A 14,175-nucleotide genomic window follows, 5' to 3' on the forward strand; every position below is an offset into this window, starting at 1 on the left:
GTCATGGCTAAGAACCTGATTCCCTCCGACACCCAGTTGGAGATCACTCAGATCAAGTCCGCCATTGGCGGCAAGCAGAACCAGCGGGACACCCTGCGGTCCCTCGGCCTGAAGCGGATCGGACACACCGTTGTCCGCACCGCCGATGCCGTGACCGTCGGAATGCTCAACACGGTTCCGCACCTGGTAAAGGTAGAGGAGGCGAAGTAAATGGCAGAGAACAATGCCGAAAAGGCACAGAGCGCGGCTGCTGAGAAGCAGAACGCCCTGAAGGTTCACCACCTGCGTCCCGCCCCGGGTGCCAAGACCGCCAAGACCCGCGTTGGTCGTGGTGAGGGATCCAAGGGTAAGACCGCCGGTCGTGGTACGAAGGGTACTGCAGCCCGCTACCAGGTCAAGGCTGGCTTTGCCGGCGGCCAGCTGCCGCTGCACATGCGCCTGCCGAAGCTGCGCGGCTTCAAGAACCCGTTCCGGGTTGAGTTCCAGGTTGTAAACCTGGACAAGCTCAACGAGCTGTTCCCGGAAGGTGGCGCAGTCACCGTGGAGAACCTGGTCGAAAAGGGTGCAGTTCGCAAGAACCAGCCCGTAAAGGTGCTGGGCACCGGCGACATCACCGTCAAGGTTGACGTCACCGCCCACGCATTCTCGGCCAGCGCCGCTGAAAAGATTGCTGCAGCAGGCGGAAGCACCACCGCGCTCTAGAGCCGGTGGGCGCCAAGCCCGTTGTTGAACTCCCGGTCTCCGGGGCCTCGGCCCTGGAGACCGGGAGTTTTTCACATCCGCCGGGCGTATTTTTCGCGCCACCTGACGCTTGCGCACTTCCACGGATTGTTCGCACGGCACATCCAACCGTTAGACTCGGTTGTTGGGATTTATAGATCCCCATCACACCACTCTTATTTACCACCAGGAGGACGCTTGCTTAGCGCATTTGGCCGGGCCTTTCGCACGCCTGATCTGCGACGCAAGTTGTTGTTCACGCTGGCAATCATCACCATCTTCCGCTTGGGTGCCTTCATTCCCTCGCCAGGTGTGGACTACCAGAATGTCCAGCAATGCTTGCAGAACGGTCAGACCGCCGGTGGCCTGTACCAGCTCGTTAACCTGTTCAGCGGCGGCGCGTTGCTCCAGGTGTCCATCTTCGCCCTGGGCATCATGCCCTACATCACGGCAAGCATCATCGTCCAGCTGCTCCGGGTGGTCATTCCCCGGTTCCAGCAGCTGTACGAAGAGGGAGCGTCCGGGCAGTCCAAGCTGACCCAGTACACGCGCTACCTCACCATCGCCCTGGGCCTGCTGAACGCCACCACGCTGGTTTCCCTGGCGCGGTCCGGGCAACTCCTGCCCGGCTGCAACCTGCCGATCATCCCGGACAGCAGCGTCATCACCACCATCCTGATCATCATCACCCTGACGGCCGGCACCGGCCTGATCATGTGGATGGGCGAGCTCGTCACCGAGAAGGGCGTGGGCAACGGCATGTCCCTGCTCATCTTTACGTCCATCGCGGCCACGTTCCCCACCTCCCTCGGCGCCATCTGGAGCTCGCAGGGTCCCGGAACGTTCTTTATGGTCCTCGCCATAGGCCTGCTGACAGTGGCCCTGGTCGTGTTCGTTGAGCAGTCCCAGCGCCGGGTCCCCGTACAGTACGCCAAGCGGATGATCGGCCGCCGCACTGTGGGCGGCACCAGCACGTACATCCCCATCAAGGTCAACATGGCGGGCGTGATCCCGGTGATCTTCGCTTCGTCCATGCTTTACCTGCCCGGCCTGATCTCGCAGTTCAACCAGCCCAAAGCCGGCGAGCAGATCCAGCCGTGGGTGGAATGGATCAACAACAACCTGGTCCGCGGCGACCAGCCGATCTACATGGTGCTTTACTTCGCCATGATCGTTTTCTTTACCTACTTCTACGTTGCGATCACCTTCAACCCTGAAGAGGTCTCGGACAACATGAAGAAGTACGGCGGCTTCATTCCAGGTATCCGCGCGGGCAAACCCACCGCTGACTACCTGCAGTACGTGCTGTCCCGGATCACCCTGCCCGGCGCCCTGTACCTGGGCTTCGTGGCATTGATCCCGCTGGTGGCACTGGTACTGATCAACGCAAACCAGAACTTCCCGTTCGGTGGCACCTCGATCCTGATCATGGTGGGCGTTGGTTTGGAGACCGTCAAGCAGATTGATGCGCAGCTACAACAACGTCACTACGAAGGGCTTTTGCGATGACGAGAATGCTGATTATTGGACCTCCCGGTTCCGGAAAAGGAACGCAGGCGGAACGGATTTCGGAGCGCCTCGGCGTTGTGGCGATCTCCACCGGCGATATCTTCCGTGCAAACGTAAAGGGCGAAACGCCGCTTGGCATCGAGGCCAAGAAGTTCATGGACGCCGGCGACTTCGTTCCGGACAGCGTGACCAACAAGATGGTGCGCGACCGGCTCAACGAGTCCGACGTCGAGGGCGGCTTCCTGCTGGACGGCTACCCGCGCACCACCGCGCAGGTGGACTACCTCGACGAGATCCTCGCCAAGGGCGAAGAGAAGCTCGACGTCGTCCTGCAGCTGACTGCGGACGACGAGGAACTGGTGCACCGCCTCCTGGGCCGTGCCAAGGAAACCGGCCGGAGCGACGACAATGAAGCCGTCATCCGCCACCGCCTTGACCTGTACCACGAGCAGACCGAAGCCGTAGTGGCCAAGTACGCCGAACGCGGCATCCTCACCCAGGTGGACGGCATCGGCCCCATCGACGAGGTCACCGACCGCGTGATGCAGGCCATCAAGGCCGCCCAGGCAGCCTGATCCAGGCACAGCTTTTCCGAGGCTCCTCCCGGTAAACGGGAGGAGCCTCAGCCATTTGAAAGGAAACACCATGGCCTTTGGCCAGCCCCGCATCGAATACAAGACCAACGCCCAGATGCGCACCATGCACGAAGCAGGCCTGGTCCTCAGCCGTGCCCTGGACGCCGCCGTGGCAGCAGCCGTTCCCGGCGTCACCACCAAGCACCTGGACGACGTCTTCGCGGCTGTCCTGAACGAAGCCGGCGCAAAGTCAAACTTCCTTGGCTACCACGGGTTCCCGGCCACCATCTGCACCTCCGTGAACGAGGAGGTGGTGCACGGAATCCCCGGCAGCCGTGTCCTCCGTGAGGGCGACATCATCTCCATCGACGGCGGTGCGATCGTCAACGACTGGCACTCCGACTCCGCCCGGACCGTCATCGTGGGCACTGCGGACCCGGAAGACCAGCGCCTCTCGGACGTAACCCGGGCGGCCATGTGGCGGGGTATCGCGGCACTGGCCAAGGGCAAGCACGTGGGTGACATCGGCGCTGCCATCGACGATTACGTCTCGTCCGTGCCGGGCAAACCGCTGGGCATCCTTGAGGACTACGTGGGGCACGGCATCGGCTCGGAGATGCACATGGCCCCGGACGTGCTCAACTACCGCACCAGCCACAAAGGTCCGAAGATCCGCCCGGGCCTCTGCCTCGCGATCGAGCCAATGCTCGTGCGGGGCAGCATCGACACCGCGGTGCTGGAGGACGACTGGACCGTGGTCACCACGGACGGCCAGCGCTCCTGCCAGTGGGAGCACTCCGTTGCGGTCCACGACAAGGGCATCTGGGTGCTGTCAGCGCCCGACGGCGGCGCGGAGCACCTGGTGCCCCTTGGCGTCACCCCCGTCCCCATCCCGTAGCAAAGTAGGTCGCAGTTGTTGTCGTTCTGGGCGCCCAAAACGACAACAACTGCGAGCCAGTTGGGGGAGGGGGAACAATGGGTGCCATGGGAGCAATCACCGATGTGCCCGGGGTCCGCGTAGGCCACGCCCAGAAGACCGACGACGGCTGGCTGACCGGAGTGACAGTTGTCCTGCCGCCGCCCGGCACCGTCGGTTCCGTGGACGTCCAGGGCGGCGGGCCGGCGACCCATGAAACCGATGCCCTTGATCCCACCACCCTGGTCAGCGCAGTGGACGCCGTGGTGCTCACCGGCGGCAGCGCGTACGGCCTCGCATCCGCCTCGGGCGCCCAGCGCTGGTGCGAGGAGAACAATCGGGGCTTCGCAGTTCCCGGGGGAGTGGTGCCGATCGTCCCCGCGGCCGCGATCTTCGACCTCGGCCGCGGCGGTGACTTCTCAGCGCGCCCGACGCCGGACATGGGCTACGCCGCAACTGCCGCCGCGGCTGCGCAGAAGGATGGGCACGACGTCGAACGCGGCAACGTCGGAGCCGGCACCGGCGCACTCCTCGCCCGTACCTACAAGGGCGGGATTGGCACCGCGTCGATCACCCTGGAGAACGGGGCAGTGGTCGGGGCCCTTGCCGTCGTCAACGCCCTGGGACTGCCGGTGGTTGAGCATTCCGTTCTCCGGGAGTCGGTAGTACAGCCAGGCACGCCCCTGAACACCACCCTCGTCGTCGTTGCCACCAATGCGGTCCTGGACGTGGCCGAGTGCAAGCGGACCGCCTCGGCTGCCCATGCCGGGATCGCCCGGGCCCTGAACCCGTCCCACACCTTGGCCGATGGCGATGTGGTCTTTTGCCTCGCAACCGGGGCGGTGCACCTGGACCGGACAGACGAAGCTGCCCGGCAGCTCAGCCTCATCACGCTGCAGAGTGCGGCAGCCGACGTCGTACGCCTGGCCATCCTTGACGGCGTGGCCAGTGCCAGCGCCGTGAGTACTCCCGGCGGGGATTATGGTGTGTTCGGCGCCGGGTAGGTTACTATTGCCGATTTAACTTTTGCCGCGGGACAGAGTAGTGTTGCTTGTTGGTTGTCTGGACTGCCACGCCCTTTTGGGGCCTGGAACCGGCAATCGATCCAACAAAAACGTTCGTGGTCATGCCCGGTGCAATCCGGCAGGACGGCGGCAACAACAGTTAGCGGAGGGTATGGCCAAGAAGGACGGGGTCATTGAGATCGAAGGCGTTGTGACCGAGGCGCTGCCTAACGCGATGTTTCGCGTTGAGCTCACCAACAAGCACATCGTACTGGCACACATCTCTGGAAAGATGCGTCAGCACTACATCAGGATCCTCCCGGAGGACCGCGTAGTGGTGGAGCTGAGCCCGTACGACCTCACTCGTGGTCGTATCGTCTACCGCTACAAGTAAATTGCTGGGCGGCTTCGGTGTGAACTGATCGCCGCTCCAGTTGACCAACTGTTACACGCAAAGGAATGCCATGAAGGTCAAGCCGAGCGTCAAGCAGATCTGCGAAAAGTGCAAAGTGATCCGCCGTAATGGCCGGGTCATGGTGATCTGCGAGAACCCGCGCCACAAGCAGCGCCAGGGCTAATTTCCTTCCCTGAAGGAAATCCTGGGTTGCTAACCCACGCAAGTAAATAAAGGCAGCACAAGCTGATCTGGAACATTGAGCTCGAAAGAGTCCGGACAGCTAACCCCCGGTCGGAGGCTGGGGCCGCACAGAATGTGCGGGTGTACTGCCTACGACCTCCGGTTTATTCAAGGAGTACTGCCACTATGGCTCGTCTCGCTGGCGTAGACATTCCCCGCGAAAAGCGGTTGGAAATTGCGCTTACTTACATCTACGGCGTGGGCAAGACCCGTGCACACGAAACCCTGGCTGCCACTGGCATCAGCGCTGACGTTCGCGTCAAGGACCTGACTGATGCACAGCTGGTTGAGCTGCGTGACTACATTGAAGGCAACTACAAGGTTGAGGGTGACCTTCGCCGCGAAGTAGCAGCAGATATCCGCCGCAAGGTTGAAATCGGCAGCTACGAAGGCCTGCGCCACCGCAAGGGCCTGCCCGTACGCGGACAGCGTACGAAGACCAACGCCCGTACCCGCAAGGGCCCGAAGCGCACCGTCGCCGGCAAGAAGAAGGCCCGTTAAAATCCCGGCCGGGATTAACGGTACTTTCCCCAATAACTTTCTGTAGGAGAAATAATGCCCCCGAAGACTCGTGGCGCGGTTCGCAAGCCGCGTAAGAAGGACAAAAAGAATATCGCGCTGGGCCAGGCGCACATCAAGAGCACGTTCAACAACACCATCGTTTCCATCACGGATCCGAGCGGCGCTGTTATCTCCTGGGCTTCCTCAGGTGAGGTTGGCTTCAAGGGCTCGCGTAAGTCCACCCCGTTCGCAGCGCAGATGGCTGCCGAAGCTGCTGCCAAGCGTGCCCAGGAGCACGGCATGCGCAAGGTTGACGTTTTCGTCAAGGGACCGGGTTCCGGACGCGAAACCGCGATCCGTTCGCTGCAGGCCGCAGGCCTCGAGGTTGGCTCCATCCAGGACGTCACCCCCGCTGCGCACAACGGCTGCCGCCCGCCGAAGCGCCGCCGCGTCTAAAGCTTTCGACGCCGCCTGAGCTTGCCCGGACCGTTGACGGTCCGGGCAAGCCCAGCGCGTTAAGTCTTCAGACCACATTTCCACCACCTGTGTTGCGTCATATAGCGGATGCTCGCCGAAAGGAAACCTAAGTGCTCATTGCACAGCGCCCCACCCTCTCCGAAGAGGTAGTCTCCGAAAACCGTTCGCGCTTCATCATTGAACCGCTGGAACCGGGCTTCGGCTACACCCTCGGAAACTCCCTCCGCCGTACCCTGCTCTCCTCCATCCCCGGTGCCGCTGTAACCAGCATCCGGATCGATGGCGTGCTGCACGAGTTCACCACGGTTCCGGGTGTCAAGGAAGATGTCACTGAGATCATCCTGAACATCAAGAGCCTGTCGGTCTCCTCCGAGCACGATGAGCCGGTTGTCGCTTACCTGCGCAAGCAGGGCCCCGGAGTCGTCACCGCCGCGGACATCGCTCCGCCGGCCGGCGTCGAATTCCACAACCCGGATCTGCACATCGCCACGCTGAACTCGAAGGGCAAGTTCGAACTCGAACTGACCATCGAGCGCGGCCGCGGCTACGTTTCGGCAGCTCAGAACAAGTCCGGCGACGCAGAGATCGGCCGTATCCCGGTCGACTCCATCTACTCGCCGGTGCTGAAGGTTACTTTCCGCGTGGAAGCAACCCGTGTTGAGCAGCGCACCGACTTCGACAAGCTGATTGTCGACGTCGAGACCAAGCAGGCCATCGCCCCGCGCGATGCCGTCGCTTCCGCAGGCACCACCCTGGTGGAGCTCTTCGGTCTGGCACGTGAGCTGAACACCGCAGCTGAAGGTATCGAGATCGGCCCGTCACCCACCGACGCTGCCCTGGCAGCCGACATGGCCCTGCCGATCGAGGATCTGGACCTCACCGTCCGTTCCTACAACTGCCTCAAGCGTGAGGGCATCCACACCGTGGGTGAACTCGTTGCCCGCTCCGAGGCTGACCTGATGGACATCCGCAACTTCGGTGCAAAGTCCATTGACGAGGTCAAGGCAAAGCTGGTTGAACTGGGCCTGTCCCTCAAGGACTCGCCTCCCGGTTTTGACCTCGCAGCACGCGCCGCAGCAATCGAAGAGGACGACGCCGCCTTCGGCGACGACGAACTCTAAACCAGACCTTGGCCGCGGGCCGGGCACCATGGTGTGCACAGCCCACGGCTTCCATTTGAGGAGAAACAATTATGCCTACCCCCACTAAGGGTCCGCGCCTCGGAGGCGGCCCGGCTCACGAGCGCCTCATGCTCGCGAACCTGGCAGCAGCACTGTTCGAGCACAAGCGGATCACCACCACGGTGACCAAGGCCAAGCGCCTGAAGCCGTACGCAGAGCGCCTGGTGACTTTCGCCAAGCGTGGCGACCTCGCTTCCCGCCGCCGCGTGCTCGGCCTGATCAGCAACAAGGGCGTCGTCCACGAGCTGTTCACCGACATCGCCCAGGCTGTGGAGAACCGCGACGGCGGCTACACCCGCATCACCAAGATCGGCAACCGCAAGGGCGACAACGCTCCCATGGCTGTCATCGAGCTCGTCCTTGAGCCCGTTTCAGCCAAGCAGGCCGTAGTAGCTGAAGCTACCGCGGCTGCCAAGCGCGATGCAGACAAGGCTGCTCCGGCTGCTGAGGAAGCTCCCGAAGCTGAGGTTGTCGAGACTGAAGCAGCAGAAGCACCGGCCGCTGAGGAAGCACTGGCTCCCGAGACCGCCGCTGCAGCCGAAGAGGCTCCGGCCGCTGAGGAAGCTGCTGAAGCTCCGGCTGCCGAGGAGAAGGACGCGAAGTAATTCGCTGATTTCCTTGGCATAGACTTGAGTCTATGAACCACCAAAAACCCGCGGCCCCCGTTATGGGGGGCGGCGGGTTTTTGCGTATCCGGCTTGATCTGTCCTACGACGGCGGCCCCTTCAGCGGGTGGGCCTTGCAGCCAGGGCTGCGGACCGTCCAGGGCGTCCTCGAGGAGGCGTTGCATCTGCTGGTCCGGCGGCCCGTCCGCGTCACCGTTGCCGGACGCACCGACGCGGGGGTGCACGCCCGCGGCCAAGTGGTGCACCTGGACCTCACGGACGCCGAGTGGCTGGAACTGCCGCGCGGTCACGAACTGGATCCCGCCGTCGCCATGCTCCGCAGGATACGCGGCGCGCTGAGCCGGGTGCTCGGTGACCTCACCGGGGCGGTGGAGGTGCACCGGATCGCGGTGGCACCGCCAGGTTTCGACGCCAGGTTCTCGGCCCTGTGGCGGCGCTACAGCTACCGCATTGCCGACGGCCCCGCACTGTGGGACCCGCTGGGCCGGTACTCGACGCTGTGGTACAAGAACCCGCTCGATGTTTCCTTGCTGAATGAGGGCGCTGCCAAGCTGCTGGGGCTGCAGGACTTCCTGTCCTTCTGCAAGCCCCGCGAGGGAGCCACCACCCTCCGTGAGCTGCAGCGTTTTGAGTTCGCCCGGGCTGAAGACGGCGTCATCGTGGCCACCATCCAGGCTGACGCTTTCTGCCACAACATGGTGCGTGCCCTGATCGGTTCTGCGCTGTACGTGGGGGAGGGCGCGGAGGAGCCGGGCTGGCTTTACGGGCGGCTGTTGGCCAGGAAGCGTGATGCCAGGTCCGTGCTGGCGGCACCGCACCCGCTGGTGCTGGAGGAAGTGGCGTACCCGTCCGACGGCGAGTTGCTGGCCCGTGCGGAGCTCACCCGCGCGCGGCGCGAGTAGCTAGTTGTGCGCTCCGAAGGCTAGAACGACGGCGGGGGGCCCTCGGCCGGGAGGGTCAGGGTGAACGTGCTGCCTTGCCCCTGTCCGCTGGCGCACGTGATCTTGCCGCCGTGGCCTTCCACGATGGTCTTGGTGATGGACAGGCCCAGTCCCGCGCCGGCGATGGCCGCGCCCCTGGCGGCCTCCGTCCGGTAGAAGCGGTTGAAAACCCTGGCGGTGTCCTCGCTGCTGATTCCCATCCCGGTGTCGCTGACGCTGAGCTGCACCCACTCCCTGGTGCTGTGGGCGCTGATGCTGACGCTCCCGCCGTCGGGGGAGTACTTGATGGCGTTGGACACGAGGTTGTCCAAAGCCTGGCCGATCCGGAGCGGGTCCGCGTACGCCCACAGGGGTGAGGGAACGTCGGCAGTGAGCGAGATGTTCGCGTACTCCGCCTGTGCCTGCGCGGAGTCGATGCTGCTTTCCACGAGGCTGGCCAGGTCCGTCCGTTTGGGATGGACATTGAGTGCCGCGGAGGCAGAAGCTGACAGGTCCGCCACCAGCGCCAGCAGCCGTTCGGCGTTCCGCTGCACCACCAGCGCTCGCTGGGCTAGCTGCGGCGGCAAGGCGGCGACGTCGTCGAGCACCAGGTCCACGTTGCCGATGATGGAATTGAGGGGCGTCTTGAACTCGTGCGTGACGTTGGAGACGAGTTCCTGGTTCGCCGCCAGCGCCTCAACCCAGCCGGTGACGTCACTGTAAGCGACAACAGCGCCGGTCAGCTGCCCGTCCTCACTCACCAGCGGCCGCGCCGCCGTCGAAATAGCCCGCTGCTCGGCACCCTCGCCCGCCCACACGAGGTAGTCGGCAAAGGACTCACCGGCAATGGCGCGGCTGATGGGGCGCTTTTCGGGTGGCAGCAGGGTCCGCCTGTCCTGCCCAAAGATCAGCTGGTGCCCGTGGCTGGGGACGGCGTCGTCGGCGCGGGTGGCCTCCCGGAAGTTGCGCTGCCGGTTGTTGGACACCAGCAGGCGGCCGGAACGGTCGACGGCGGCAATACCGACGTCGGTGGCATCAAGGACCGTCATGAGCAGCTTTTCACGCTCCCTGCTCTCGCGGAGCAGCTTGCGCAGCTCAATGTCCTTCTCCGCCAGCTCGCGCTGCTGAAGCCGGACGTGGACGCTGGCGAACCTGATGGCCAGGGACACCGAGAGCATCATCAGGGGAAAGAGGAAGGTGGTGGTGATATCCGAGGCCGTCAGGTTGGGGAACCGGCCGGCGAGCGAGGGCACCATGATGAGCATGGGGCCGAAGAAGCTCAGGACCAGGCTGCTGCGGGTGAGCATGCCGGAGGCAGAGAGCCAAATGACCGGGAACACCGCCAGCACGGCGAGGCCCGGGAGAAGGGGAGCAGCACCGTTGCGGAGCAGCCCGATCGCAACGAAGTCCAGGATGGGGATCAGCAGGTAGGGGCGGTGTGCCAGGCGCTCCCACGGTACGAGGAGACAGCCGAGCAAGAGCAGGACGGTCAGGACGATCCCGCCCATATACAGCGGATTATGCAGCAGCGTGGGCCAGGCAAAGGGAGTGGCAACAAAAAGGGCGGCAACGATCAAGGTCAGGGGCAGCTGGCACAGGGCAACCTGGGAACGCGGACCGAGCGTCTGGAAGAAGCGGGCGGGCTCCCGCGGGAAAAGGCGCTCAGCCATGGAGCCTGCCAGGGCCGAGGAGCGAGCAATGGTTTCCCCGCAGATGCGCGCCCGTATTCCTGTGAAGCAACCCTGGCACGCATCCTTTCTAAGCTCGATTCACTGTCCTTGTCATAATAATTGACTTTTCAAATGCATAGTTGAAAGAGATGTCATCAGCTGGGCTTGTCTGTAGCGTATAAAGGGTTGGAGCGGTTATGGCATCAGCGCTGGGCTGATGGGGGGTCGTAACTGCCTGGCGCAGGGATATCAATGGACGATCTTGGTGTGGCTGTAGTAATTGAAGACGACGCGGACGTGCGCAACCTCCTCGAGGGAGTGTTGAGCCAGGCAGGCTTCGAAGTGCATACAGCAGTTGACGGCAGGGCCGGTGTGGAAGTGGTCCGGGACAAGCAGGCCAATGTGGTGACACTGGACATCGGACTGCCTGACATCGACGGCTTTGAGGTGCTGCGGCGGATCCGTAACTTCAGCAACGCCTACGTGGTGATGCTGACCGGCAGGACCGAGGAACCAGACCTGCTGTCCGCCCTTAACGCCGGTGCTGACGACTACATCGCCAAGCCCTTTCGGCCGCGCGAGCTCAGGGCCCGCGTTGCAGCGATGATGCGGAGGCCGCGCCACGAGGTCATCGGGCAGAACTCGGCGGCTACGGTGTGGGGAGCGGTACCTGCTGTGGCAGTTGCGACCGCCCGCCCCCAGGACTCGGCCGTACTCCACCACAACGGACTCACACTGAACCACCGGACACGCACAGTGGAAATCAAGGGGGAGCCCCTGGGCCTGACCCGGAGCGAATTCGATTTGCTCCACGTGCTCCTGCGCGGCGGTGGGGCGGTGTGCACCCGGGCTGATCTCGTCAAGGCAGTACGGGGGGACCTCTACGGCGAGGACACCTACATCAGCGAGGCCGACGAACGCGCCGTCGAGGTTCACGTGGGCAACCTGCGACGGAAGTTGAAAGAGGATTCGGTTGCGCCCCGGTGGCTGCAGACGGTGAGAGGCGTTGGGTACCGCCTGGCACCGACCAGGCCGGACGCCGGATAGCGCGGGGAACTACCCGTTTTTGAGAATGTAAGTGGCCCGCAGTTCTGAAACGGTCTGGCCGCCGTCGCGAGTCAGCCGCTCCATGAGAACCCGGCCCTGGCCAAAGTCACCACGACGGATCAGTGCTTCCAGCAACTCTGCCAGTTTGGCCAGGCGCATCCCGCCGACCATGGCCGAGCTGATCTTCAGGCTGATGGCGGCATCCAGCGCTGAATCGGTATCTTGGCTGTCCACCGCGGCGGCAAGCCGTGAGCGGCGCTGGTCCCACATGGTTGCGTAGTCGCGGGCGAAGCGCTGGGCAAGTCCGGAGCCGGCAAGCTCGTCTTCCAACTCCTCCAGCACTGCCGCGTCAATGAGCGGCAAAAGCCCGGCGGCTTCCTGAGAGATTTCCGACCCGGTTGCCATTGAGATTCCGGACTCCGCTGGAGTCGCCGCTGCGCTCCTGTCGCTGGAGCCGGAATCTGGATTTCGCATTCTTCAAGGCTACTTCCTGGGATTAGTCGGTTGTCCTAATTACGGTGATCCTGTGCAAAACTTGAGGCATTTTCGCAGCAAGCCTGTGGCGTCTATTGCCCGCTGAATGTCTCGATGGTGTTGATGACTGCCGGCCCCAGGATTGCAATGAAAAGCACGGGAAAAATGAAGAACAGCAGCGGAAACAGGATCATCACGGGTAGCTTCATCGCCTTTTCCTCCGCGCGTTGGCGGCGCTTCACACGCATGACTTTCGCCTGCACACGGAGTACGCGGCTGATGGCAATGCCGTAGGTGTCTGCCTGAACCACGGCCTGCACAAAGCTGCGCAGCTCCGGAACGTTAGTCCTTTCGGCAAGCGCGATGTAGGACTCCCGGCGGCTGCGCCCAACCTGCATGTCCTGCAGGGTGCGCACCAGTTCCTCAGCCAGGGGGCCCTTGCCGTTTTCGCCGGCGCGTGCCATCGCGCCTTCGAAGCCAAGTCCTGCTTCCACGGAGATCAGCATCTGGTCCAGGGTGTTGGCCAGCTCCAGCTGCATGACCTTTTGCCTTTCCTGCCCTTTGCTGTAGAGCAGGAGGTCGGGGATGAAGTACCCCAGGACCAGGACGAACAGCCCAACGAGCTTGATGATCGGCGTCGTTCCCACTGAACTCAGCCACAGCCCGATCAAGCCGCCGAGCAAGCCGAGCGCAGGCTTGGCCGCCAGCACCCGGCCCAGGGGAAGGTTCGCCGGGCGGCCAGCCAGGGAAAGAAGATGGTCCAGCTTGTGCACGTAGCCGGCAGGGGTGAGGCGGCGGCCGATCTTTTCGAGCAGGCCGGTGCTGGTTTTTGTCCGCGCTTCTGCGTGGAGGGCACCCCGGGAGAGGATGTCTCGGGCAATCACCTGGCCCTTCCTGTCGACGGACAGCAGGGACCAGGTCAGATAGGCGAGCGGCAGGCAGGTAAGGAGGAGCGCGAGGGCTATCACGGGACTCATGGTGGCCTCAGAACTTCAGGTCGATGATCTTGCGCATCCACAGGCCGCCGATGGTCATCATGATGATCGAGGCGACGATCATGACCCACCCCAGTAGCGTGGAAACCATCTTGTCCATGTAGCCCGGACTTACCAGCATGAGCATGGCCACGATGCCGATGGGAAGCGCCATGAGGATGTACGCCGAGAACTTACCTTCCGCGGCCAGGGATTTGATGTGGCCCTTGATCTCGTTGCGCTCGCGGATCGTCTCGTTGACCTGGTCCAGTACTTCGGCCAAATTCCCGCCCACCTCCCGGTTGATCTGGATGGCTTGGCTGATCCAGACGAAGTCTTCGCTCTTCATGCGCTCGGCAGTGTCGTTCAGCGAAGTGAGGAGGTCCCGGCCCAGGCTGGTCTCCGAAACGATTCTGCGCATTTCCTCGGATGTTGGCGCCTGTGATTCATGTGCTGCAGCGTCAATGGCCCGCATGATGCTGTGGCCGGCGCGGAGGCTGCCAGAGAGGAGCTGCAGGGTGTCACCCAGCTGCTCACCGAAAGCTGTTCGTCTTTTGCCGGCGAGGAAGCCCAGTACCAGGTGGGCTGCGAAGGGTGCCGCGATTACCAGGAGGATGGCCAGCAATGGTCCCGCGACGACGAAGCCCATCAAGGCACCTACAAAGGCTCCAATAAGGACCAGCAGCAGGAAGTCCGCCTGGCTGAGACGCAGCCCTGCGTTTTCCAGCGTCTCCCGGTTGAAGTAGCGCACGTTCCGGGTGGCAAGGATCCGCTCGATCCCCTGGACCGCTGACCCGGCAAAGCGCGTCAGCTGGGATGTCGAGTCAGTCTGAAAGGGCCGGCGGCGGTCAAGCGGCACGGTGGGAGTCCGGGGCATCACCACAGCAATCCCCGCGACGGCGACGGCGGCGATTACCAGGATGATGCCAATCGTCAGGGCCATG

At 63.4% G+C, this 14,175-nt stretch carries 18 protein-coding genes; 14 read left to right on the top strand and 4 right to left on the bottom strand.

Going from position 1 to position 14,175, the window contains the following annotated elements; genetic code table 11:
• The first annotated feature begins 3 nt into the window (after window positions 1-3).
• The 13 genes from rpmD to AC5RVN_RS01020 all read left to right on the top strand — a co-directional run bounded on the left by rpmD (window position 4) and on the right by AC5RVN_RS01020 (window position 9,048).
• Entirely contained in the window at window positions 4-210 is a 207-nt protein-coding gene (gene rpmD / locus AC5RVN_RS00960; RefSeq protein WP_028269574.1) for a 50S ribosomal protein L30, read from the top strand.
• Window positions 211-702, top strand: a complete 492-nt coding sequence (gene rplO / locus AC5RVN_RS00965; protein ID WP_461187377.1) for a 50S ribosomal protein L15 — start codon at window positions 211-213, stop codon at window positions 700-702.
• A gap of 216 nt (window positions 703-918) precedes the next feature.
• The gene (gene secY / locus AC5RVN_RS00970; protein WP_494041955.1) at window positions 919-2,229 is read left to right on the top strand and encodes a preprotein translocase subunit SecY; all 1,311 of its coding nucleotides are present in this window, start codon (window positions 919-921) and stop codon (window positions 2,227-2,229) included.
• 5 nt (window positions 2,230-2,234) lie between these two features.
• Complete coding sequence (locus tag AC5RVN_RS00975; RefSeq protein ID WP_494042032.1) at window positions 2,235-2,804, top strand: adenylate kinase; 570 nt, start codon at window positions 2,235-2,237, stop codon at window positions 2,802-2,804.
• A 70-nt stretch (window positions 2,805-2,874) separates the two neighbouring features.
• On the top strand, window positions 2,875-3,702 hold the full coding sequence (gene map, locus AC5RVN_RS00980) for a type I methionyl aminopeptidase (RefSeq protein WP_494136799.1): 828 nt from the start codon (window positions 2,875-2,877) through the stop codon (window positions 3,700-3,702).
• 86 nt (window positions 3,703-3,788) lie between these two features.
• Entirely contained in the window at window positions 3,789-4,724 is a 936-nt protein-coding gene (locus tag AC5RVN_RS00985; protein ID WP_494136800.1) for a P1 family peptidase, read from the top strand.
• 172 nt (window positions 4,725-4,896) lie between these two features.
• Window positions 4,897-5,118, top strand: a complete 222-nt coding sequence (infA, locus tag AC5RVN_RS00990; protein ID WP_009358723.1) for a translation initiation factor IF-1 — start codon at window positions 4,897-4,899, stop codon at window positions 5,116-5,118.
• A gap of 70 nt (window positions 5,119-5,188) precedes the next feature.
• Window positions 5,189-5,302, top strand: a complete 114-nt coding sequence (rpmJ, locus tag AC5RVN_RS00995; RefSeq protein WP_009358722.1) for a 50S ribosomal protein L36 — start codon at window positions 5,189-5,191, stop codon at window positions 5,300-5,302.
• 185 nt (window positions 5,303-5,487) lie between these two features.
• Window positions 5,488-5,862 (top strand): 30S ribosomal protein S13, encoded by a 375-nt coding sequence (rpsM, locus tag AC5RVN_RS01000; protein WP_003803743.1) that lies wholly within the window; start codon window positions 5,488-5,490, stop codon window positions 5,860-5,862.
• Between the two features lie 54 nt (window positions 5,863-5,916).
• Window positions 5,917-6,318, top strand: coding sequence for a 30S ribosomal protein S11 (gene rpsK / locus AC5RVN_RS01005; RefSeq protein ID WP_018760435.1), 402 nt, complete (start codon window positions 5,917-5,919; stop codon window positions 6,316-6,318).
• A gap of 131 nt (window positions 6,319-6,449) precedes the next feature.
• Window positions 6,450-7,460 carry a DNA-directed RNA polymerase subunit alpha gene (locus AC5RVN_RS01010; protein WP_013601812.1) on the top strand — a complete coding sequence of 337 codons (1,011 nt, stop codon included), beginning with the start codon at window positions 6,450-6,452 and terminating at the stop codon, window positions 7,458-7,460.
• Between the two features lie 71 nt (window positions 7,461-7,531).
• The gene (gene rplQ, locus AC5RVN_RS01015; protein WP_494041952.1) at window positions 7,532-8,125 is read left to right on the top strand and encodes a 50S ribosomal protein L17; all 594 of its coding nucleotides are present in this window, start codon (window positions 7,532-7,534) and stop codon (window positions 8,123-8,125) included.
• Window positions 8,126-8,157: 32 nt separating this feature from the next.
• A complete protein-coding gene (locus AC5RVN_RS01020) occupies window positions 8,158-9,048 on the top strand; it encodes a tRNA pseudouridine synthase A (RefSeq protein WP_494041951.1) in 891 nt (296 codons plus the stop codon).
• Window positions 9,049-9,068: 20 nt separating this feature from the next.
• On the opposite strand, the gene AC5RVN_RS01025 is transcribed toward AC5RVN_RS01020, so the two are convergent.
• The gene (locus AC5RVN_RS01025) at window positions 9,069-10,736 is read right to left on the bottom strand and encodes a sensor histidine kinase (protein WP_494136801.1); all 1,668 of its coding nucleotides are present in this window, start codon (window positions 10,734-10,736) and stop codon (window positions 9,069-9,071) included.
• A gap of 252 nt (window positions 10,737-10,988) precedes the next feature.
• Here AC5RVN_RS01025 and AC5RVN_RS01030 point away from each other — a divergent pair, with 252 nt between their 5' ends.
• Window positions 10,989-11,783: a response regulator transcription factor gene (locus tag AC5RVN_RS01030; RefSeq protein ID WP_494136802.1), complete on the top strand. Its 795-nt coding sequence runs from the start codon at window positions 10,989-10,991 to the stop codon at window positions 11,781-11,783.
• A gap of 9 nt (window positions 11,784-11,792) precedes the next feature.
• Here the strand turns inward: AC5RVN_RS01030 and AC5RVN_RS01035 are convergent, their stop codons facing one another.
• The 3 genes from AC5RVN_RS01035 to AC5RVN_RS01045 all read right to left on the bottom strand — a co-directional run bounded on the left by AC5RVN_RS01035 (window position 11,793) and on the right by AC5RVN_RS01045 (window position 14,174).
• Window positions 11,793-12,257: an Hpt domain-containing protein gene (locus AC5RVN_RS01035; protein ID WP_494136803.1), complete on the bottom strand. Its 465-nt coding sequence runs from the start codon at window positions 12,255-12,257 to the stop codon at window positions 11,793-11,795.
• A gap of 92 nt (window positions 12,258-12,349) precedes the next feature.
• Window positions 12,350-13,234 carry a type II secretion system F family protein gene (locus AC5RVN_RS01040; protein WP_494136804.1) on the bottom strand — a complete coding sequence of 295 codons (885 nt, stop codon included), beginning with the start codon at window positions 13,232-13,234 and terminating at the stop codon, window positions 12,350-12,352.
• 7 nt (window positions 13,235-13,241) lie between these two features.
• The gene (locus AC5RVN_RS01045) at window positions 13,242-14,174 is read right to left on the bottom strand and encodes a type II secretion system F family protein (protein ID WP_494136805.1); all 933 of its coding nucleotides are present in this window, start codon (window positions 14,172-14,174) and stop codon (window positions 13,242-13,244) included.
• Between the last annotated feature and the right edge of the window lies 1 nt (window position 14,175).

The organism is Arthrobacter sp. sptzw32, from assembly GCF_059089735.1.